Annotated in this window: 12 protein-coding genes, 2 pseudogenes and 1 CRISPR repeat array; of the genes and pseudogenes, 8 read left to right on the forward strand and 6 right to left on the reverse strand. The window is 42.2% G+C overall.

The features are described 5' to 3' along the window. The first annotated feature begins 339 nt into the window (after positions 1 to 339). On the forward strand, positions 340 to 795 hold the full coding sequence (locus AC5590_RS15760) for a Fur family transcriptional regulator (protein WP_169264526.1): 456 nt from the start codon (positions 340 to 342) through the stop codon (positions 793 to 795). Between the two features lie 136 nt (positions 796 to 931). On the opposite strand, the gene AC5590_RS15765 is transcribed toward AC5590_RS15760, so the two are convergent. Continuing rightward, on the reverse strand, positions 932 to 2,062 hold the full coding sequence (locus AC5590_RS15765; protein WP_169264527.1) for a peptidoglycan-binding domain-containing protein: 1,131 nt from the start codon (positions 2,060 to 2,062) through the stop codon (positions 932 to 934). Positions 2,063 to 2,068: 6 nt separating this feature from the next. Beyond that, complete coding sequence (gene cobN, locus AC5590_RS15770) at positions 2,069 to 6,076, reverse strand: cobaltochelatase subunit CobN (RefSeq protein WP_169264528.1); 4,008 nt, start codon at positions 6,074 to 6,076, stop codon at positions 2,069 to 2,071. A gap of 93 nt (positions 6,077 to 6,169) precedes the next feature. On the opposite strand from cobN, the gene AC5590_RS15775 reads away from it, so the two are divergent. Next, positions 6,170 to 8,182: a GAF domain-containing sensor histidine kinase gene (locus AC5590_RS15775; protein WP_169264529.1), complete on the forward strand. Its 2,013-nt coding sequence runs from the start codon at positions 6,170 to 6,172 to the stop codon at positions 8,180 to 8,182. A 427-nt stretch (positions 8,183 to 8,609) separates the two neighbouring features. Further along, entirely contained in the window at positions 8,610 to 10,079 is a 1,470-nt protein-coding gene (gene dacB / locus AC5590_RS15780) for a D-alanyl-D-alanine carboxypeptidase/D-alanyl-D-alanine endopeptidase (protein WP_169264530.1), read from the forward strand. 141 nt (positions 10,080 to 10,220) lie between these two features. Here the strand turns inward: dacB and AC5590_RS15785 are convergent. After that, positions 10,221 to 10,963: pseudogene (locus AC5590_RS15785) on the reverse strand (Uma2 family endonuclease). Positions 10,964 to 11,196: 233 nt separating this feature from the next. Between AC5590_RS15785 and AC5590_RS15790 the strand changes: the two are divergent. Continuing rightward, the gene (locus tag AC5590_RS15790; RefSeq protein ID WP_169264552.1) at positions 11,197 to 11,487 is read left to right on the forward strand and encodes a nucleotidyltransferase family protein; all 291 of its coding nucleotides are present in this window, start codon (positions 11,197 to 11,199) and stop codon (positions 11,485 to 11,487) included. A 132-nt stretch (positions 11,488 to 11,619) separates the two neighbouring features. Then, a CRISPR array of direct repeats spans positions 11,620 to 12,015; the repeat unit is 36 nt; unit sequence GTTTCCATCCCTTTGCAGGGAAAGGGTTCTGTAAAG. A 407-nt stretch (positions 12,016 to 12,422) separates the two neighbouring features. Here AC5590_RS15790 and AC5590_RS15795 read toward each other — a convergent pair. The 3 genes from AC5590_RS15795 to AC5590_RS15805 form a co-directional block, all read right to left on the reverse strand. Continuing rightward, positions 12,423 to 13,229: an FHA domain-containing protein gene (locus tag AC5590_RS15795; protein WP_169264531.1), complete on the reverse strand. Its 807-nt coding sequence runs from the start codon at positions 13,227 to 13,229 to the stop codon at positions 12,423 to 12,425. Positions 13,230 to 13,587: 358 nt separating this feature from the next. Beyond that, positions 13,588 to 15,414 (reverse strand): aspartate kinase, encoded by a 1,827-nt coding sequence (locus AC5590_RS15800; RefSeq protein WP_169264532.1) that lies wholly within the window; start codon positions 15,412 to 15,414, stop codon positions 13,588 to 13,590. Between the two features lie 32 nt (positions 15,415 to 15,446). Beyond that, complete coding sequence (locus AC5590_RS15805) at positions 15,447 to 16,388, reverse strand: putative bifunctional lysylphosphatidylglycerol flippase/synthetase (protein WP_169264533.1); 942 nt, start codon at positions 16,386 to 16,388, stop codon at positions 15,447 to 15,449. 334 nt (positions 16,389 to 16,722) lie between these two features. Between AC5590_RS15805 and AC5590_RS15810 the strand changes: the two genes are divergently transcribed. The 4 genes and pseudogenes from AC5590_RS15810 (at position 16,723) to AC5590_RS15825 (ending at position 21,153) form a co-directional block, all read left to right on the forward strand. Next, complete coding sequence (locus AC5590_RS15810) at positions 16,723 to 17,583, forward strand: alpha/beta fold hydrolase (protein ID WP_169264534.1); 861 nt, start codon at positions 16,723 to 16,725, stop codon at positions 17,581 to 17,583. Between the two features lie 52 nt (positions 17,584 to 17,635). Further along, on the forward strand, positions 17,636 to 18,580 hold the full coding sequence (locus tag AC5590_RS15815) for an alpha/beta hydrolase (protein WP_169264535.1): 945 nt from the start codon (positions 17,636 to 17,638) through the stop codon (positions 18,578 to 18,580). Continuing rightward, complete coding sequence (locus AC5590_RS15820) at positions 18,577 to 19,500, forward strand: alpha/beta hydrolase (RefSeq protein ID WP_169264536.1); 924 nt, start codon at positions 18,577 to 18,579, stop codon at positions 19,498 to 19,500. The genes AC5590_RS15815 and AC5590_RS15820 overlap by 4 nt, the downstream gene beginning before the upstream one ends. Beyond that, positions 19,490 to 21,153, forward strand: a pseudogene (locus tag AC5590_RS15825) (phosphatidylglycerol lysyltransferase domain-containing protein). Before AC5590_RS15820 ends, AC5590_RS15825 begins: the two are co-directional and overlap by 11 nt. Positions 21,154 to 21,263: the final 110 nt, after the last annotated feature.

Raw genomic sequence — 21,263 nt, forward strand, 5'->3', positions numbered from 1 at the left:
TTTCGGTAAAAAAACTTATACATTCTACACACAAGACAAGATGCCTGTTCTAAAAGACTTTTGAGTTTAGGCTATTGACCGATTTTATCCTCGTTCCCAAAACTTTTCACTAACTTATGGGAAGTTATTTTCATCTAATAGCATAACAATCTTTCGATTCGCCTTTGAAAACATTTATACAGGCTAGGATGGGCGAGCGCTTATTTTTTTACTTACTGGTTAAAGTTTCAAAATTTACCTTTAATATTTAATAACTCTTCTCAAGAATCTTTGATTATTGCAAATTAGTCCAAATTTTTGCTATATTCGCAACTAATGGACTTTGTTGAGAAAAATTAGATGACAGCTTATACAGCAGCCTCGCTAAAGGCAGAACTAAATGAACGTGGTTGGCGTTTAACACCCCAGCGCGAAGTCATTCTACACATTTTTCAAGAACTGCCGCAAGGAGAACACCTCAGTGCTGAAGATCTTTACGAAAGGCTATCAGCCGAACACGAGGGAATTAGCCTATCGACGATTTATCGCACTCTCAAGTTGATGGCGCGAATGGGAATCTTACGAGAGTTAGAACTAGGAGAAGGGCATAAACACTACGAACTTAATCAGCCCTATCCCCATCACCACCATCACTTGATTTGTGTCAGATGCAACACGACAATTGAGTTCAAGAACGACTCGATTTTAAAAATTGGATCGAAAACTGCACAAAAAGAAGGTTTTCACCTCTTGGATTGCCAATTAACAATTCATGCTGTTTGTCCCAAGTGCCAAAGAGCACTCATGCCACTGTAGCACCTGGGTTTTACGATTCAAGAAAGCGCTGGCTGCGATGAAATATTTTGGTAAATTTCATTAGCAGCTTTGAACTTGTTGTTATAGGAGGTTGGCAAACTGTTAGGTATCAACACCACCAACACCTAAGCGGATGCTAAAAGCGTCCGCTTCTGACGTTACTCAAACTCATTCCGTAGAATTGTTGTGCTTGTCTAATAGCTTTTTTTGTCTCATCTCCCATCACACCATTAAGAGCACCTTTGTAAAAACCCTGCTCCCGTAGTCGTCTTTGAATCTCCAAAACACTAAAATCACCACTTGTAGGAGCATCATTCGCCATGCTATACAATTTAGCGCGGGTAGTTGGACCAGCAATACCGCTTGCGGCTAGGTAATTATCTTCCTGGAACCGGCGTACAGCATCTGCTGTATTAGGACCAAAGTAACCGTTTGGCTCTCCTTGTAAGTATCCTGCGTTGATTAATTGTTCTTGAAGAATTCTTACAGCCTCACCACGATCGCCCAACCGAAGTTTATCTCCAGTGGTAGGTTGGTTAGTGGGTGAATCATCTCCATAACCAATAGAAAGTGTTGGGAGTTTTGCTTGGGTTTCTGATCCGACAACTCCATCAGGGGCTAAGTTATAAGCTTGTTGGAATCGCTTGACAGCTTCTTCAGTAATTGGACCAAATACTTTTGTGGCGTTACCTGTATAAAAGCCTGCAATTCGCAATCGTTCTTGTAGAACTCTGACATCTTCACCTTCATCTCCTTTTTGGAGAATGTTAGAACTGCGACGCTTGTTAGTGACTGATTGATTCTCAGAACTGGTTGTTCTGATTTGCTCATTTCTAGTGCTGATCTTTGTCGCCTGGGAACTTTGATTAGAGGTACGCCAATTCTCTAATTTTTCTAAAGTCACAGATCCAGCAACACCGTTAACGTCTAAACCAGCCGCTCTTTGGAAGCGGCGCACAGCAGCTTCTGTCTCAGTGTCGTATACTTGAGTGACGGAAGCTTGATAGAAGCCTGCTGCTTTCAACTGTTGTTGTAGAGTTTTCACAGAAGGACCGCGATCGTTTTTCTCAAGTGCTAGGGCGCTGCTCACACCACTGAGAACAGATAAACCCAGGGCTAAAGGTAGCATATATTTCCAAGCCCTACCAGACAGACGTTTCCAATCCGGCGCTACTGTTTGCTTAAACAAACGGCTGAGCGATATTAATTCACTGGAGGGTAAGTCCTCATAAACGGATGATACGTGTAAATACGCAAGATTTTCCATAATTTATTACACCATTTGTTTTCCTTCAATAGCTGCTTCAGCTTGATGTACTATGTTTCGTAAATGTTCCAGTGTTTGTGTATTTACATCGTCCCATAAACCGCGCTGATGTGCTTCCAACAATCTTTCAGCCATATCACGCAAAGCGTATGGGTTCTTTTGATAGACAAATTCCGAAACAACTGGATCGAACAAATACGCCTCAGTTATCCCCTGATACATATAGTCTTCCACACATTTTGCCGTGGCATCGTAGGCAAATAAATAATCAACAGTTGCCGCCATTTCAAAAGCACCTTTGTAACCGTGGCGCATCATTCCTGCTATCCATTTAGGATTCACAACCCGAGAACGATACACCCGTGCGATTTCTTCTTTAAGTTGACGGACTTGCGGCTTGGCTGGAATGGAATGATCACCAAAATAAGTTTGGGGATTCTTTCCCTGTACAGCACGTATTGCAGCTGTTAAACCACCCTGGAATTGATAATAATCGTCAGAATCGAGCAAATCGTGTTCGCGATTGTCTTGGTTGTGTAACACTATCTGCATTTCTCGCAACCGCATTTCAAATGCTTCTGGCGCGGAACGTCCTTGTTGAAGCGATGACGGGGATGAGGGAGAGACTTCTAATTTGGAATTGTCTTGTACTCCTGCATCGGTTGCTTCCTGCGCTTCTCTTGCTGACGAAGAGTAGGCATAGCAACTCCAGTTGATGTAGGCACGAGCTAGATCTTGATCATCTGTCCAGTTTTGTCCTTCAATTAAACCTTGAAGTCCTGCACCATAAGCTCCTGGCTTAGAACCAAAGATGCGGTAGCGCGATCGCACTCTTGCCTCTGGTAAACTTAAACCAAGTTGTGTCCAATACTCAGTTTCTTGACGCACTTGCGCGGCTAGAGGATTTTCCTCTAACGGTTCGTTTAAAGCCGCCACTGCTTGCACAGCCGAGTCGAACAAATCAATCAAGTTAGGAAAAGCATCCCTAAAAAAACCAGAGATTCGCAACGTCACATCCACACGCGGACGTCCCAAAACAGAAAGCGGTAAAATTTCAAAATCTACCACCCGTCGTGCCGCACCATCCCATACAGGCTGCACCCCAAGTAAAGCTAACGCCTGTGCAATATCATCACCTCCAGTCCGCATCGTGGCAGTTCCCCAGACAGATAATCCCAGTGTTTTCGGATACTCCCCTTCCTCTTGTACATAACGCTCAACAACTGTCTCAGCAGCTTTTCTACCTACATCCCAAGCAGTTTCCGTTGGTATTGCGCGGATGTCAACAGAATAAAAATTTTTACCAGTTGGCAGAACTTCTGGACGCCCTCGCGTTGGTGCGCCAGCCGGGGCACTGGGGACATATCCACCATCAAGTCCGTGTAACAAATTGGTAATTTCTTGATCGGTTTGTAGTAAAGAAGGCAGAAGGGTAGCACGTATCCAGTCAAGAACAGTTGGGAGTTTTGAGTTCTGAATTCTGAGTTCTGTTAGCGTAGCGGGGCGAAGCCCGTTCTGAGTTCTGAGTTCTTCTACTAATTCGGCGGCTTGTTCTTCTAAAAATTCGACAGCATCGCCGACACTGCGACAGGAGTGTTGAGTTTTGTTAGCTAAACTCTGAATATCTTGGACTGATAGCTGAGTACTAAAATCAGTCGTGAGCGGATCAAAATCTAAACCTAAATCTTGAGCCAAAGCACGAGTCAGCCCGACATGATGACGATTGGAATGACGTGCGATCGCAACAATTAAATCTCGCAACTGTCGTCCTTGAGGACATTGCCCAAAAATATGTAATCCATCACGGATTTGAGCTTCCTTCAATTCACAAAGGTAACCATCAAGTGAAGGTAAAACTGAAAAATCAAAACTTGAAACAGAAGATTCTTCTTTTCCCTTAATCCCTTTTCCCTTTTCCTTCAATTCCAGATCCAAGAAAAGATTTTCTTGAACAACCAGTTCGCGTATGCGATCGCAAATCATTGGTAAACGAGAAGGATCCAAACTCTGAGCCTCATAATACTCATCAATCAAATTTTCCAACTCATGTAAACAACCATAAAGTTCTGCACGAGTTAGAGGCGGCGTCAGATGATCCACAATCACAGCTTGAGCACGACGTTTCGCCTGGGAACCCTCACCAGGATCATTCACAATAAACGGATACAAATGTGGAAGCGCCCCCAAAGCCACTTCTGGATAACAGCAACTCGACAAAGCCACACTTTTACCTGGTAACCATTCTAAATTTCCATGTTTCCCAACATGAACAACAGCATCTGCCCCAAAACATGTTCTCACCCAATAATAAAAAGCCAAATAATCGTGAGTTGGCTCCAAATCAGGCGCATGATAACTCAAACTTGGATCAACATCATAACCCCGCGCTGGTTGAACTCCTACAAAGATGTTACCCAACTGAATCCCTGAAACCGCAAAACTCTCCTCTCTCTCTTTCTCTGCGCCCTCTGCGCCTCTGCGGTTCGTTTCAAAAACACTTCCCCACCTTTCGCCAACTCCCTTCTGCACAGCTTCTGGTAACGAAGCAAAAAACTCCTGATACTCCCCCAAACAAACAGACTGCAGAACTGTACGCAACTCCCTACCTTCCGAGTCATTCGTCACCCCAGCAGTGAGACATGAAATCAACTCATCTCCAGTGTCAGGCAAATTTTCCACCTGATACCCAGCCAACTGCAAAGCCTTAAGAATTTCTACACAACTGGCGGGCGTATCCAACCCGACACCATTTGCAAGGCGTCCATCACGGTTCGGGTAATTTGCCAAAATCAACGCCACACGACGTTCTTGAGGAGGTTTTGAGCGCAAACGTACCCAATTTGCGGCTAGAGAGGTGACAAACTCAATGCGATCGCCCACCGGTTCATAAACCACGACATCAGTTTCCAAAGAAGAATTGCTACTTTGTATCGTCTTAAAAGACACAGCACGAGTAATAATTCGCCCATCTACCTCTGGAAGCGCCACATTCATCGCCATATCACGGGGTGAGAGTCCTTGAGATTGTATCCCCCATTGCTCAATTGAACCACCACTGAGGATAACTTGCAACACTGGGACATCTAATTTTTGCCACAAATCAATTTGCGGTGTTTCTGTTTCCAACCGGGCTAAAGAAAAACTCGTCGTATTCAGCAGCAGGGCAATTTGCTGAGTGTCTTTAGGTTGAAAAAACTGACACAATTCTTCTTGAACATCAACATCACGCAAAGAAGAAACAAAAATTGGAACTGGCTGTAGATTTCGCTTTGCCAAACTGTTGCATAAAGCATCAATTACCTTAGTATTTCCTGCCAGATAATGAGCACGGTAGAAAAGAATTCCTACTATATAAGTGAGGGAGTTATTTTTCTCCTTGCTCGCTGCTCGCTGCTCGCTGCTCGCTGCTCGCTGCTCCCTGCTTTCTGCTCCCTGTTCCCTGTTCCCTATTCCCTGTTCCCTCCTCCACTCATACAACCCTACGCGGGGAACAACTTGCGGTGATGGAGGATTAAAAAAAGTTGAAAAGCAAGTATCACAGATAAACTCCAGAGCGTGGAGAAAATTTTCGACCCCACCTTCGTTAAAGTATTGCCATACCTGATTCACAGTACTCAAAGGTAGGGTAGACCCACAGATGAAATCGGGGTCTATGGCGTCATCTCCTGGCATTACAATGAGAGTTGTACCATTACGTTGGACAATTTCTTGCACAACTTCTAAGCCATAAGCCCAGTAAGAGCGTCCTCCTAATAAACGGAGAACAATCACGCTTGAGAACTCTAAAACTTTTTCGGCATAGTTATCAATACTGACTTGATGCTGCAATTGCAGCAAGTTGGCAACTCTTAAAGCAGGAAATGTCGTGGGTAATTTGGGTACAGCAGCCGCCAAAGTTTGAATATCCGTATCAGCAGACGTCAGAAATACTATGGGAGCAGGGGTTTGTTCCAGAAAAATGATACTTTCCGACTGAGGATTCCATCCTCCCGATGTGGCATTGATACGATGCATAATTTTGTCTTAACGTCTTAAACTGTTGGTTAGGACACAATACAAAATTTTTTGAGCAATAGCAAAAAGCCCCTTTTACTCCTGTTTGTAACAATGTCTAGTTCTGCCGATTTGAGTTTCTCTCGAACCTTGCCTAGTAATGTGTTTCATCAGCTTGGAGCAATTTTGCAACAGATGGCTCAAGCAGTAGGAAAGGGGGCTTTAGTACTCACAGAAGCTGTGTTGATTCCAATTGACATACCTCAAGAATGGCAGACACAACGCTTTATCGTAGTCGTTTCTGAACAGTTTAGTGCTCTGCTTATTGGTTTACCACAACAGATGGGTGAGCAAGGGGGGCACAGTTGTTACTCCGCACTGAATCTCAGGTTGACTTTGGACTCAGAAGCGATCGCCTCCTTTATTTTGAACTTAAGAGATTTGTTTGAACAAGATTCCCATATCTATCAAAAGCTTGAACAATATCGTCAAATTCCTACTGCTAATGATGCCCAGCTTCAAAGTCAATTTTCACTTTTGTTATTAAAGTATTTTTTCCCACAAGATAATTCCAAGGTAACAGAATTATCACCTCAAATTTATCCTCATGTTTCTGTTTGTCAACCAATGGAACAAGCCCTGAAAAAACAGGTTGCTCAGGAGCGAGTGTTGAATCAAGTGACAACGAAAATCCGTAAAACTTTGGATTTGCATGTCATTATAGCAACGGCAGTTGCACAAGTTCGAGAGTTTTTACAATTAGATAGGCTTGTAGTTTACAAATTTGAGGCATCAAGAGTCAATAGTAAAGAGATAACAAATCTTTCATCTATTTCATCTGCCCACTTCCCTATTCCTCCTCAGCCTGACTATGTTCATTGGACAGGCTTTGCGCCAAACACGCCACAGGTATACCCAAATAAGGGAACTCAAGGCTTTTCATCTTCCATTGCCTCGCAGCAAGACTTACTTAATCAGGCAGGTAGTATTATATATGAAGTCTGTGCTAATGATGAAATTCCGTCAGTTCTCAATAATAAAGAAGCGCGAACAACCCTATATTGGGAAAAGTTCAGCAAAGGCTTAACCTTAGCAGTGGATGATGTTGAGAAAACTTATGTTCTGCAAGAGTATTTGTTGAATTTTTTTAGAGAAGCTAGAGTTCGCGCAAAGTTGGCTTCTCCAATTATGTATGAGGATAAACTTTGGGGACTGTTGATTGCTCATCAGTGTAACGCGCCACGCCAGTGGACTGAAAGTGAGAAAAATTTGCTCAGTTCTGTAGCCGAACAACTTGCGATCGCCATTCACCAAACAGAGTTAATGCGATCGCTCACTCAAGAAAAACAAACCCTAGAACAACGCGTTGTTGAGCGTACAATGGCATTACACGACGCGCTTGTTGCTGCTGAAGCCGCCAACCGCCTAAAAAGTGAATTTCTTGCTACCGTTAGCCATGAACTGCTTACACCTTTAACTTATGTTATCGGCATGTCTTCCACTTTATTACGTTGGTCTTTTGGCGAGTTGACTCAACGCCAAAGAGATTACCTGCAAACTATCCACGATAGTGGAGAACATTTATTAGAAATGATTAATGATATTCTTGATCTGTCTCAAATTGAGGCAGGTAAGGCAGTTTTAGATATCACAGAATTTTCATTAATAACTATAGCAGAATCTGCACTTAACGCGCTTAAAGAAAAAGCAAATACTCAGCGAGTTAATCTCAAACTTGATGTGCAACTCAACGCGCCGCGCGACATGTTCAGTGCTGACATCAGGAGAGTCCAACAAATTTTGTGGAATCTGTTAACTAATGGGATAAAATTCACACCAGAAGATGGCGAAGTCATTTTACGTCTTTGGGTAGAAGACAACACTGCTGTATTTCAGGTAGAGGATACCGGGATAGGAATTCCAGAAGAACAGGTATCACAGCTGTTTGAAAAATTTCATCAACTTGATACACCTTACCATCGTCGTTATGGAGGAACTGGATTAGGTTTGGCTTTAACTAAACAACTTATAGAACTTCATCGCGGGCGAATTGAAGTGGAATCTACCGTTGGTGTTGGCTCAATTTTTACCGTCTGGATACCAGGACAAGCTTGCAGTAATGAGTGAGTGCAGGGGGAAGGGGGAAGGGGGAAGGGAGAAGGGAGAAGGGAGAAGGGAGAAGGGAGCAGGGAGCAAGGAGTAGGGGGAAGGGAGTAAGGGGAAGTGAGCACCTGATATCCCAAGCTGAATCAGGAATTGATAACTTTTGTTTTCTTTGTGGAGTTGGCATTTTGGCAACTTTGCCGATTTTGCCAGGAGTATTGTAGGTGTTAATACGTTCTTGCACAAAATCTAACACAGTACGAGGCTCAATCCCTCCTCTTACCGATTAGCTACTGGGTCTTGTACTCCACGACAGCATTATGATGAGTAGTCATATTGTGTCGTGGTTTTCGTATCCTCTAGGTGATAGACTAGGGGATTTTTTTTTGGAACAGTCTATACAATAAAACATTCATGAAGCAAAAACCATTACTTAATATTTATTCACATAATGCCAAAAAGAATCTCTCTTGGGTTGCTGCTGCTATTCTTGGGAACCCAAGTAGGTATCACCACTAAACCTCTGTCAGCACAAACACAAGTTGTACCAACACAAACTACCACAAAATCAATTTGTCCTGCCCAACTGGGAGCATCGATAGATGCTGTGATTAATCGTCCTGTCTTCAGTCGATCGCGTTGGGGTATATTAGTACAACCTTTGTCTTCTACCCAAACTCTTTACAGTCGGGATGCCCAAAAATACTTTACCCCAGCTTCTACAACGAAACTCCTGACAACAGCGGCTGCACTACAGCAACTAGGGACAAATTTTCGTATTCGCACTTCTGTGTATGGCGGTGGTAATGGGGTTTTATATGTTGTGGGTAGAGGAGATCCTAGTTTAGGTGATGCACAATTAACAGTTTTGGCAAAGCAGTTGAAACAGAAGGGTATTGAGAGAGTCAATCAGTTGATTGCTGATGATACTTATATTCGAGGAGATATTGTTCACCCTTCTTGGCAATGGGAAGATATACAGTCAGATTACGGCGCACCTATTAACAGCTTAATTTTAAATCAAAATGTTTTTAATATTAGACTTTCGCCGCAAAGTGTAGGACAACCTCTCAAAGTTATCTGGAATGATATTAGTGAGGCTGCACAATGGCAAGTTATTAATCAGTCGGTAACAACTGCAGAAAATCAACCAAGTTCTATCAATGTTACTCGTGACTTGAAAGGAAAAATTTTGCGAATTAAAGGACAGTTAGCGCTTAATTCTCAACCTCAGTTAGTCAGTTTACCTGTTGTTTCTCCAGCGGAATATTTCTCACGTCGTTTTCGTAGTACTTTGATAGCAGAGAAAATTCCTGTTGTGCAGACGTTTGTATCATCAAGTAATGGCAAGAATCAAGAGGAATTAGCAAATGTAGAATCTCCTCCACTTTCTGAACTTGTCGCCCAAACAAATATTAATAGTAATAATCTTTTTGCTGAGTCGTTATTGAGGGCATTAGCTATTAAAAAACCACCTGCAGAAAATCAAACTTCTGCTGATGCTGGTTTGGAAGTCATGAAAGCAACGCTTACCCAAATGGGAGTTGATTCAACAGGTTACTCTTTGGTAGATGGTTCGGGGTTATCTCGTAAAGACTTAGTGAGTCCAGAAGCTTTGGTACAAACTTTGCAGGCGATGGCAAAATCACCAGCAGCTTTGGTATATCGAGCATCTTTACCTGTTGCAGGTAAAAGCGGGACTCTAAAAAGTCGCTTTCAAAACACACCTGCTGAAGGTATTGTTCAAGCAAAAACTGGCACGATGGGCGGTGTTGTTTCTTTGGCAGGATATATTAATACGCCCAAATACAGTCCAATGGTTTTTAGTATTATGGTAAATCAAAGCGAACAGCCTGCAAGAGTTGTGCGGCAGGCTATTGATGAAATTGTGGTATTGTTAGCTCAACTGCAAAATTGTTAAGAAAGAAGTCAGGAGTCAGAATTCAGGAGTCAGAATCATATCATATCCGGATCAATACTTATAAAAAACGAGGAACCTCACCCCCTGCCCCTCTCCTTACTAAGGAGAGGGGTGCCCGGAGGGCGGGGTGAGGTTTTTAAATCACTCGATGACATCACCAAAGCGATCGCGATACTTTTTCAACACATCCTCTAGATCTTGCGATCGCTGACGTTCCTTTTCCAATTCCTGTTGTGCTTGTTCAGCGCGTTGCTTTTCTTGATCAGCGCGTTGTTTTTCTTGTTCAGCGCGTTGCTTTTCTTGTTCTAGCTGCTCGTTAACTTCAGCATAAGAGAAAAACTTGCTACCATCGGGACGATAGATTTGCAACTCTTCGCCGGATGAGTCAACCGGATACCCAAGCGGGGACTAACCCAGTTTCCTATTTCTCCAATCACATCTAGTCCATCCTCTGTTCTCAACCAACCTCTCAAAGTATTCTTGTCTGGATTGTAGATGTAATATTCTTGAACTCCGTAGCGATCGTAAAATAAAAGCTTTTTGTCCATCTCAGTTGAACTGTTACTGGGAGAGAGGATTTCAAAGACGACTTGGGGCGGGATGTTGTCTTCTTCCCATTGTTTATACGAAGTGCGATCGCCCTTTGTTCTCCCAAGCACTACCATCACGTCTGGCGCTGTGACAATCGTATTTCGACCTTTTACTGGATACCATAACAAGTCCCCAGCCACAAAAACATTTGGATCATCAGCGTACAGCCAATCAAGATTTTGCTGAATCTGCACAATCCAGCGAAATTGCTTGGTATTATCTGCCATTGGCTTGCCGTCGCTTTCTGGGTAAATAATTTCTGATGGAGTTGTTGCCAGGGGTTGAGAAACCATAACCAAGCTTGTGACTCTGGATGCTTCAAAGTTAGCACAATATGGGGCTTTTCAATTGAGTGGAAGATATTAAAGAGTTAAAGAACCGCAGATAAACGCACTCTCGACGCAGATGAAAATCTACTTCATCTGGATGAAAAGCGCTATATTTCAACACAGCGTAGCCGGGAGGTAAACAAAGTGCAATTTCATAAAGAGTTAGTATGAGTGATAAATACAGTGTGGATTCGGTTATGGGAATTGATGAATTATTATTGCCTTATCGTGAACAAATCTTGCAAATTGCTGCTCAACATGGAGCTTACAATATCAGAGTTTTTGGTTCCGTAGCTAGGGGAGAAGCAAGACGAGATAGTGATGTGGATTTTCTGGTACAAATTGAGCCAAAACGAACTCTGTTAGATCAGATTGCTTTGATACAGTCACTGGAAAAATTGCTAAAACGCAAAGTAGATGTGGCTGAATCTGAAACTCTGCATGAGTGCATTCGAGAACGAGTGTTAAATGAGGCTGTTATGTTATGAGGGATAACCGCCTGTATTTAAGTAATATTAAAGACTGTATTGAACTGTTTTATCAATAAGTTTCCATCCCCTTTAGGGGTAGAGGCAATGGAAAGTAGGTGAACAAAGCATAGTCAAGTGTCAAGAACTCACGTTTCCATCCCTTTGCAGGGAAAGGGTTTTGTAAAGCCTTTGATGCAAAAAGGACAAGAAGGACACATTATGGTTTCCATCCCTTTGCAGGGAAAGGGTTCTGTAAAGGTGGCGCGGTTGTTTGATGAGCGGAATGATGCTGTTTCCATCCCTTTGCAGGGAAAGGGTTCTGTAAAGCTAATCTAGATTACCAGAAAATTGTACTACAGTTGAAGTTTCCATCCCTTTGCAGGGAAAGGGTTCTGTAAAGGATAGACTAGAATTGAGTAGATTAGTAGTAGCAAAGATTGTTTCCATCCCTTTGCAGGGAAAGGGTTCTGTAAAGTGGATCCAATATGCCATTCCCGCTGCGGGATTAACGTTTCCATCCCTTTGCAGGGAAAGGGTTCTGTAAAGAGTTCACTTCTGAAACCCTTACTGGAAACGGCTTCCAGACCCCCAAATCGACACACTCCGAAAAAGTGATTAAACTCTCACAAGAAGAAATCAATTTTGGCGTCTGAAAAGCTTACTGGGCAAGCCATCGACACACTCCAACGAGATTATGCGGTTTTCAAGGATCGGGCTTAGTGTGTAGATGAACTCAACACGCTGTCTTAAAAATAGAGTATGTCACTTATGATTGTCAAGTTTTTTACAAAGTACGTGGTTTTCTTTCAACATTTTTCAATCAACTCCACAAAGCCAGACAAGTCGCCTACTGGCACAGAAACATCAGCTGTTGAATCGGATCACGTTGACGAGGATTGTCTTGGCGATGCTCCAGCAGGGAGCCGAGCCCTTGCGGGCGATCGCCATAATAACTATCTCTTAAATAATCCCTTAAAAGATCGCAAACTATAATTCAAGACTTTACCCGTATTAAACAATTGATATCCAGCGAATAATAAAGCAGAGGATGCCAAGACAGCGAAAAGATTCACTGATGCAAAAAGATTGCCTGTGAACAGCATGATTGCAATTCCCAATCCGAGCAAAATCCATCCTATTTTACGATTTAGATGGCGTCGGCTTAAGACGATAACTCCTGCGATGCATAATAGAACACTAGGGATACCTAGAAAGAAGCCAATTCGAGTATTTGTAGATATGATCAAAATCCCTAAAACCATCAGCACTAAGCCGACAAGTTTACTCGGACGATCCACTTGATGTTGTTTGTTGTTTCCAGTCATTTCAGGCTGTACAATCTGAGCCTGAAGAACTGTGGGTTGATGAGTCAGTCTGGAATAAGAAGTCGAAGAAAAATTTTGTTTCTGTTGAAAAATGAAAGTTATATTTCCTTGTTGACCTAGATCTATCTTGTCTCCTAAATTAAGGGGATAGCGCTTTTTTGGCTCTAGTTTGACACTATTAAGATATGTGCCGTTGGAGCTTCCCGTATCAATAATATAATAAGTATTTTCTTCTACCTGAATTTCTGCATGAAGCCGAGAAACAACATCGGCATTTGGCAAAGCTAAAACATTGATGTCCGGTGCAATTTGCTCGTTTGGCTTACCAATCCGAAAAATCGGAAGATTTGGTGGCAATTCAAAAGAGGTGTTACTTTGGAGATGAAAAAGCTCTAAATTTTGTCCTGTTGTGTGTGATGTGCTGAGGTTTGGCATAACCTGCTTTTAAGGAGCAATGTTTGAATTTATCTAAAATATCTTTCTTGTCTGACAACAAAGATGCTTCGGTGATCATCTTAAACTTGATTGTCTTAATTTTAATACTTACAGCGGAAGTTGGAGGCAGAAGGCGGAAGTTAGATGTGAAATCTGCAACCGCCCCGTAAACGAGCAATATCTTTAGGACTTACGCAAAAACCCTTTTAAACCCTCTTAACTTCGTGCTCTTTGCGTCCTTTGCGGTTTATTTTTTCATTATTTTGCATAAGTCCTGGTGATGTATGTGATTCAAACGAGAACCGCTGTATTGCTTGTGATCGCCTCATACTAAAAATCTCTATTTCAACAGCAATTATCAAGCAGGCACTTGAATACTCTGACTACCCGCAAGTCCAAACGCTGTATGAATGACTTGCAACGCCTTGACACCTTCTTCTTGCGCGACAACACAGCTAATCTTAATTTCCGAAGTCGCAATCATTTGGATATTAATTTGGTGCTGGGATAGTGCTTCAAACATTGTAGCCGCGATGCCTGGTTGTCCGACCATGCCTGCTCCCACAATACTGACTTTGGCAATATCATTATCCAACACGACTTCACCCCATCCATATTCTGCTGCTGATTGTTGGAGCATTTTTTGTGCTACTTGTGCATCTATTCTGGCAACAGTGAAGGCAATATCCCGCGTAGGAATGCCATTCATCATACGACATCGCTGGGACTGAATAATCATGTCTACGCTGATATTGTGTTCTGCCAACAATCCAAATATCTTCGCGGCTGTTCCTGGACGATCCTGTACTTGACGAATTGCCAGACGCGCTTGCTTCATATCCAGGGCGACACCTCTGACGGGAGGATGATCAGATGAGGCAGATGAGAATTTTGAATTGATTTGTTGGGTTGTCTGTTTGTCTTCTTCAATTTCAAAGGCGGCGCGAAGAAAAGCAACAGCGCGATCGCAATCTCCACTATCAATTACGCAACTCACTTTCACTTCACTCGTAGAAATCATCTGGATATTAACACCAGCTTCTGCAAGAGTCGCGAACATCTTCGCTGCTACACCAGGACGCCCAATCATCCCCGCACCTGCAATACTAACTTTAGCAATATTGGGCAGTACCATCACTTCCGCTTCTTCATTTTCTGTTGCCTTTTGAGAACGCAGAACAGGGGCGATCGCTTGTGCTACGGCTTCCGCCTTTTTTAATATTGGTGCCATCACGGTAAAGGCAATGTCATTCGTATTACCTTCGTGAATTGATTGAATTATCAAATCGACATCCACATTTTGACGTGCTATCTCCCCAAATAACCGCGCTGCTACACCTGGTTTATCTGGAACACGCAACATCGACACTTTCGCCTGATTGGTATCAAATTCAATATCATCAACGGAACGAGCAATTTCCAAATTCACAAGTGCTCGCGGACGTGGCGCTGGTGAAATCACCCAAGTTCCAGGTTCATCTGTCCAACTAGAGCGTACCACTAAAGGAACGCCATAGTTCCGGGCAATTTCCACTGCACGAGGATGCAAGACTTTTGCCCCCAAGCTTGCGAGTTCCAGCATTTCATTGCAGGTGATTTTATCTATCAGTTGTGCTTCTGGAACCAAACGGGGATCTGTTGTTAAAATCCCTGGTACATCAGTATAAATTTCACAATAATCTGCGTGCAATGCAGCTGCCAAAGCCACCGCTGAGGTATCTGAACCGCCACGTCCCAAGGTCGTAATTTCCAATTCCTCTGTTCTGGTAATCCCCTGAAACCCTGCTACAACAACAACTTTGTTTTGATTAAGATGTCGCTTGACGCGTTCTGTTTCAATATGTAAAATCCGCGCTCGCGTATGGTCTGCTTCAGTAACAATTCCTACTTGCGCTCCTGTCAAAGAAATAGCTGGATGTCCCAATTCTTGCAAAGCCATACTGACTAAAGCAATGGATATCTGCTCACCTGTGGACAGCAACATATCCATTTCCCGGCTGTTGGGATTTTGTGAGATTTCGTATGCTAGCTTAACGAGTCCATCTGTGGTTTTCCCCATCGCGGAAAGCACGACAACAAGAGAGTTTCCTGCTTTCACAGTTTTGCACACGCGCTGTGCAACAGCTTGAATACGCTCTACTGAACCGACAGATGTACCACCATATTTCTGAACTATGAGCGCCATAAGTTTTATGTAGTCAATTGTCCCTAGGAATTCTATTTGTTCATTATATTTCTTGTACCGTGTTTAATTTCATAGAGTCCCAGTAAACTTGTTGCTATTAGCAAAGCCAATAAGTCGTAAATTGCTCTGTAAGCTAGTGTTGCACCCAAAACAACGACAGGAGAAAGTTTCGCAGACAGAAAATGCAAGATGACAATCTCAAACACTCCTAACCCAGCAGGGACGTTACTCACCACACCTGCAAACATAGCTAGTGAGTAGGTTCTCAACACGTCTAGAAAAGATACACTATTGGTAGGAAGCAGCAAAAAAAGAACTGCTGCGGCTATTATCCAGTCAATGCTAGAAATGACGACTTGAGCAAAAGCTATCTTGAAAGAAGGAAAACGAAACTCTTTGCGACGAATGACTAACGGTGTTTTAATAAAAATACTTCCTAATAAATAACAAATAACTATTACTAGGAAAATAACACCCAGAGGACGTGTGTTTGTAAAAGGTAAATGTATTTGGGTGGGGATTTCCAAGGGGTTAAAGAGAAATATTACCCCTGACGCGGCAAACACTCCTAACCAAAAAGTGAAATTGGCAAAAGCAATAACTTGGGCGATCGCCAGTGGTGATACTCCCCAACCAGAATAATAACGATAACGAATAGCACTACCAGTTACCAAAGCAAAACCGATGGTATTACCGAGTACAGAGCTAATAAACCCAGTGAAAGCAATTTTTCGCAGAGCCAGAGAACGACCAATATAGCTAAAGCCTAGCATATCATACGACGCCATCACTAGATAGCCTATATTTGACAATATAATTGACAAACTTAAGTGCCTTTTAGGAATTGTTCCTAAAGAGTTCAAAATATCTTGGTAACGATACTCACGTAGTTCGTGGCTAATTGCCCAAAAAGAAAGTACCAGAAGTAGCAAGCCAAACAACGAACTGAAGTTGAGTCGGAGTTTTTGAAGCATAGTACAACTAGGCAAGGGGGGAGACTACAGAGGTGGAGAGAGTAGAAGCAGAAAACGACTAATAACTCGACATTCACAAAAGTTTCATTATGTTGACATAAAATTGACACATCACTAGCGTAAGCTTTTGACTATAGGATTCAGACAACAAAGCAAGTTAATTTATTAGACTTCGTGGCAGTTGTAGGGAACGCTTAACAGTGAACAGTTATCAGTTACCAGTGAACAATAGATAACTGATAACTGATAAAGGTGTACTAGTTTCACAAAAATCTGCACAGGAGTCCTATAGTTGACCATTAACTAATGACTAATGACCATTAACTAATGACTAATGACTAATGACTCTTTTCAAGATGCCTTAGCTGGTTCAACAATTCATCTGCGACGAGGGGTCAATTTACAAGTTTGCCACAATTCGGGGAGAACTCCAGCTATAGTTTTTCTGCATGGAGGAACGGGAAACCGCTTTAACTTTCGTTCTCAGTATGAGTTTGCTCAAAGTCAAGGTTGGGAAGTTCTGGTGTATGATTTGGCAGGACACGGACAGTCGAGTCCCTACCCTCGCTACTCCATCGGGCGACATTGTCGGGATTTACAGCGATTGTTGTACAAATTGGGCATTTCCTCACCAGTGCTGTGTTGTCATAGCTACGGAGTTCCTATTGGTTTAGAGTTTGCCCAGCACAATTGTGTGAGTGGTTTTATTGCGATCGCCGGCGGAACTCATAACTTAGCACCTTGGTGGGAAATTCCGCTGATGAAGTTGATGGCTTGGGGCGGCAGATATTTATACTCTTTACCTGGTGTACAAGCAATCTCAAACTTTTTCTCGACTTCTTACCGCCACAGCGTTATGGAACGGTTTTTTGCCGAATGTCCAACACCAACGGATTTCCAATCCTACAAAGCTTTAGAAATCTTTTGGGGTTATAACTTTTTTACGCGTCACCTTTTGCCGCAGAATTTGCATATTCCTGCTTTGATTATAACTGCGAGTCTTGACCCCATGTTTACACACCAGATGGGGAACGATTTAGCAAGACATTTCGTCAATGGTACTCATTTACATGTTACTAATGCCGGACATTTAGTTATGGCAGAGTGTCCAGAGTTAATCAACAGTACTATATTGAAATATCTTATTGGGATTAATACACAAACACCTTTGTCTTCACAAATTTCATCTCTATAAATTTTATGATTTTTTATAGTTTTGATTCAATTGCTATCAATCAATATTTTTGATGAACTGCTTCAAATCTAAAATTGTGCTGCTACTTTCGGTGTTAGCCTTCTGTAACTGTAGTGATATAAAATCTGCACAAGCACAGATGCGTCCGCCAACTCTAACTTCTGTGTTACCACCACAACCGACTGCTAGGGATTTAACTACCCAATTAAGATATAAAACCGAAACTTACAATAGCAAAGTTATGGGAGGAAATCGCATTTACTGCGTTGCTTTACCTCCGGGCTATGATCAAAACCAAAATCAACGCTATCCAGTTATCTTTCTCCTTCACGGTGGACATGGAAATGCTGACCATTGGTTTACAAAAGGAGATGCCTTAACAGTTGTGCAACAGCTTTATGCAACAGGCAAGTTGCCGCCCAGTATTATTATCACACCAGATGGAAATGACAAACGTGGTTCTAGCCGCTACTGGGATCCTGATTATATTGATGGTCCAAATGGTAAAGTTTCCACAGCCATTGGGGATGAACTGGTGAAAGTTGTGCAAAACCGCTACCGTACACTCGCCAGTCCTGATTTTTGGGCAATGGGGGGATTATCTTCAGGAGGTTGGGGTGCAATGAATGTGGGATTGCATAATTTAAATAACTTTTCAATATTATTTAGTCATAGCGGTTACTTTCAAGACAAGAGTGGATCGCAAAATAGCCCAATCACCTATATCAAGACCATTTCACCTCAAACTAAAAAACGCTTACGGATATACCTTGATGCAGGTATAGCAGATACTGAAGTCGGAGTTGACGAATCCAAAAAGTTTAATCAAGTACTCAGTAGTGAGAAAATTTATAATATATTTAATGCTTTTCCCGGAGGTCACACTTGGGACTACTGGCATGAACATCTGGCAGATTCGCTAACATTTGTCGGAAGACAATTTAAAATCTCGGCTATTCTACACGCTAGTGATAATTTGGGTTTCAACAAGCCATGAAATTATCTAAAGTTTTAATGGGCGTTGCAGGTGCAATTACAATCCTGAGTGCTGCTGGTTACTGGTATGTCTTTATCTTAGGTGCGCCGCAGCTAGATCCGCCTCAAGAGGTGACGAATAGTGGGTTGAAGTTTCAGCTAGAAACTTTTAACAGTCAAGCAATGGGGACACAACGACAATATGGTGTTATTTTGCCCCCATACTACAATAAAAATTTTCTCAAACGCTATCCTGTCATATTTTTACTACATGGCGGTCATGATGATGCCCGTGCTTATGTTGATAAATATGCAATCTTAAAAGTTCTACATGAACTTTATAAAAATAACAAACTACCGCCTTCGATTGTGATTACACCAGATGGAAATGATAACCGGGGTTCAAGTCCCTTATTCGACCCTGATTATTATGATGGGCCTAATGGTAAAGTAGGAACGTTGATCGGTTCGGAGTTAGTACAAGTTGTCAAGTCACGCTATCGTACATTAGAAAATCCAAAGTTTTGGGCGTTGGTAGGTTTATCTTCTGGAGGATGGGGTGCATTTAATATTGGCTTACGCAATTTGAAAAACTTTAATATTCTGTTCAGCCATAGCGGCTATTTTACCGATAACAGTGGCCCACAAAATAGCCCCCAACAAATTGTCCAACAATTGTCACCTCAGGAAAGACAGGAACTACGGGTATATCTTGATGCTGGAGAACATGACTCTAATTTACTTGCCTCTACCCAAAAATTCCATGAAACCTTAGACAAATTAGGTATAGAAAACGTGTTTTATGCCTTTCCTGGAGGACATGGTTTGTCAGGTCCAGATGTTGGGTGGAATTACTTTCACAAACATCTCAAAGATTCGCTATCTTATGTAGGAAAACAGTTTGAAAATTCGCAAAAGAACAAAGTGACCAATGACTCTTGATTTTAGAACTCGGATTGGGCTTTGGAGTGCAGCTTTCCTCACTGGTTTAGTCGGAGTGGTAAACTTGGTGTCAGCAGTGACGCCTAACCTAAATGAGCGAAATCACTGGTTGAAGCACTTTTTACCTTTTGATATTCGCGTTAGCGGTCATTTATTTGCAGCACTGACTGGGTTTGTGTTACTGACGCTTGCAACCAACTTGTTGCGTCGAAAACGAATTGCTTGGTTACTCACTATTGGATTCTTGATTCTTTCTGTTGTCAGCCACTTGATTAAGGGACTGGACTATGAAGAAAGTCTGTTGTCTGGTGTTTTGCTGATGCAATTACTCTTGATGCGCCATGTTTTTACAGCAAAGTCAGATCGTCCTTCGGTTGCGCAGGGAGTGCGGGTGTTAATTGCAGCTTTGCTGTTTACTTTGGCATATGGAACAATTGGGTTTTACTTGTTAGATGGCAAATTTACGGAAAATTTCAGTTGGAGTGATGCCATAGCCCAAACTTTTGCTATGTTCTTCACAGATAATAATGACGGACTGAAACCAAAAACCCGATTTGGGGACTTTTTTGCTAATTCTATTTATATTATTGCAGCAAGTACGATCGCTTATGCATTGTTCATGCTACTAAGACCAGTTTTTCTACGTGATACCGCCACTGTTAAAGAACGGCAGCAGGCAAAAGATATCGTAGAAAAGTATGGATGCTCTTCGTTAGCAGCATTTACATTGTTAAGTGATAAAAGTTACTTTTTTAGTCCTTCTGGTCGCAGTGTGATTGGTTATGTCCCTAAAGGACGGGGTGCGATCGCCTTAGGTGATCCCATTGGACCAGATGAAGACCGTAAAGAAGTGATTGTGAGTTTTCAGTTGTTTTGCCAACGTAACGACTGGTATCCAGCATTTTACCAAACTTTACCTAATGATATTGATCTCTACAAGTCGCTGGGATTTCAGGTAGTCAAATTGGTGAAGAAGCAATAGTCGATCTCGAAAGCTTCACCTTACAAGGAAAAGCAGGTAAAAACCTCAGAACAGCAATCAATCGCATGACTAAGCTGGGGTATGAAGTCAAATTTTACCAACCACCAATTGCTGATACATTGTTGCATCAAATCAAACCTGTTAGTGACGAATGGCTGCAATTGGTGCAAGGTTCCGAAAAAAAGTTTTCTCTAGGTTGGTTTGATGAAGCTTATTTGCGAGAGTCTGAGATCGTAACGGTGCAGTCCTCCCAGGGTGAAATTATTGCCTTCACCAATATTGTATTAGAGTACCAGCTCAACGAAGTGACTAACGACATGATGCGACACCGAAAGTCGATTGAGAATGGAACAATGGACTTTTTGTTTCTATCTATGTTCCAGCACTACAAGGAGCGAAATTACGATAGTTTTAATATTGGTCTTTCTGCCCTTGCTGGAGTAGGTAAAACTCAAGAGTCGGCTCGTTTAGAGAAAGTTTTGTACTATCTTTATAAGCATTTGGAGCGATTTTACAATTTCCAAGGCTTGCACGCATACAAAGACAAATTTCACCCTCGTTGGGAATCACGTTATCTGGTTTTCCCCAGTTTAACCGCTTTACCCGACGTCGTTGTCGCATTAATTCGTGCTGATTCAGGCGATCGCCTTTTAGATTATTTCAAAGGATAAAATTTGACTGACCTTTCGTGCCCTACTACTTACAAATTGTTTCTTTGAAAGAAAAATTGGTGATATCCTCGGTGTTTTTCAGGAAAGGGTGCTACTGTAGCGCAAAAAAA

This window comes from Brasilonema octagenarum UFV-OR1 (assembly GCF_963888615.1).
Classification (GTDB): domain Bacteria; phylum Cyanobacteriota; class Cyanobacteriia; order Cyanobacteriales; family Nostocaceae; genus Brasilonema; species Brasilonema sennae.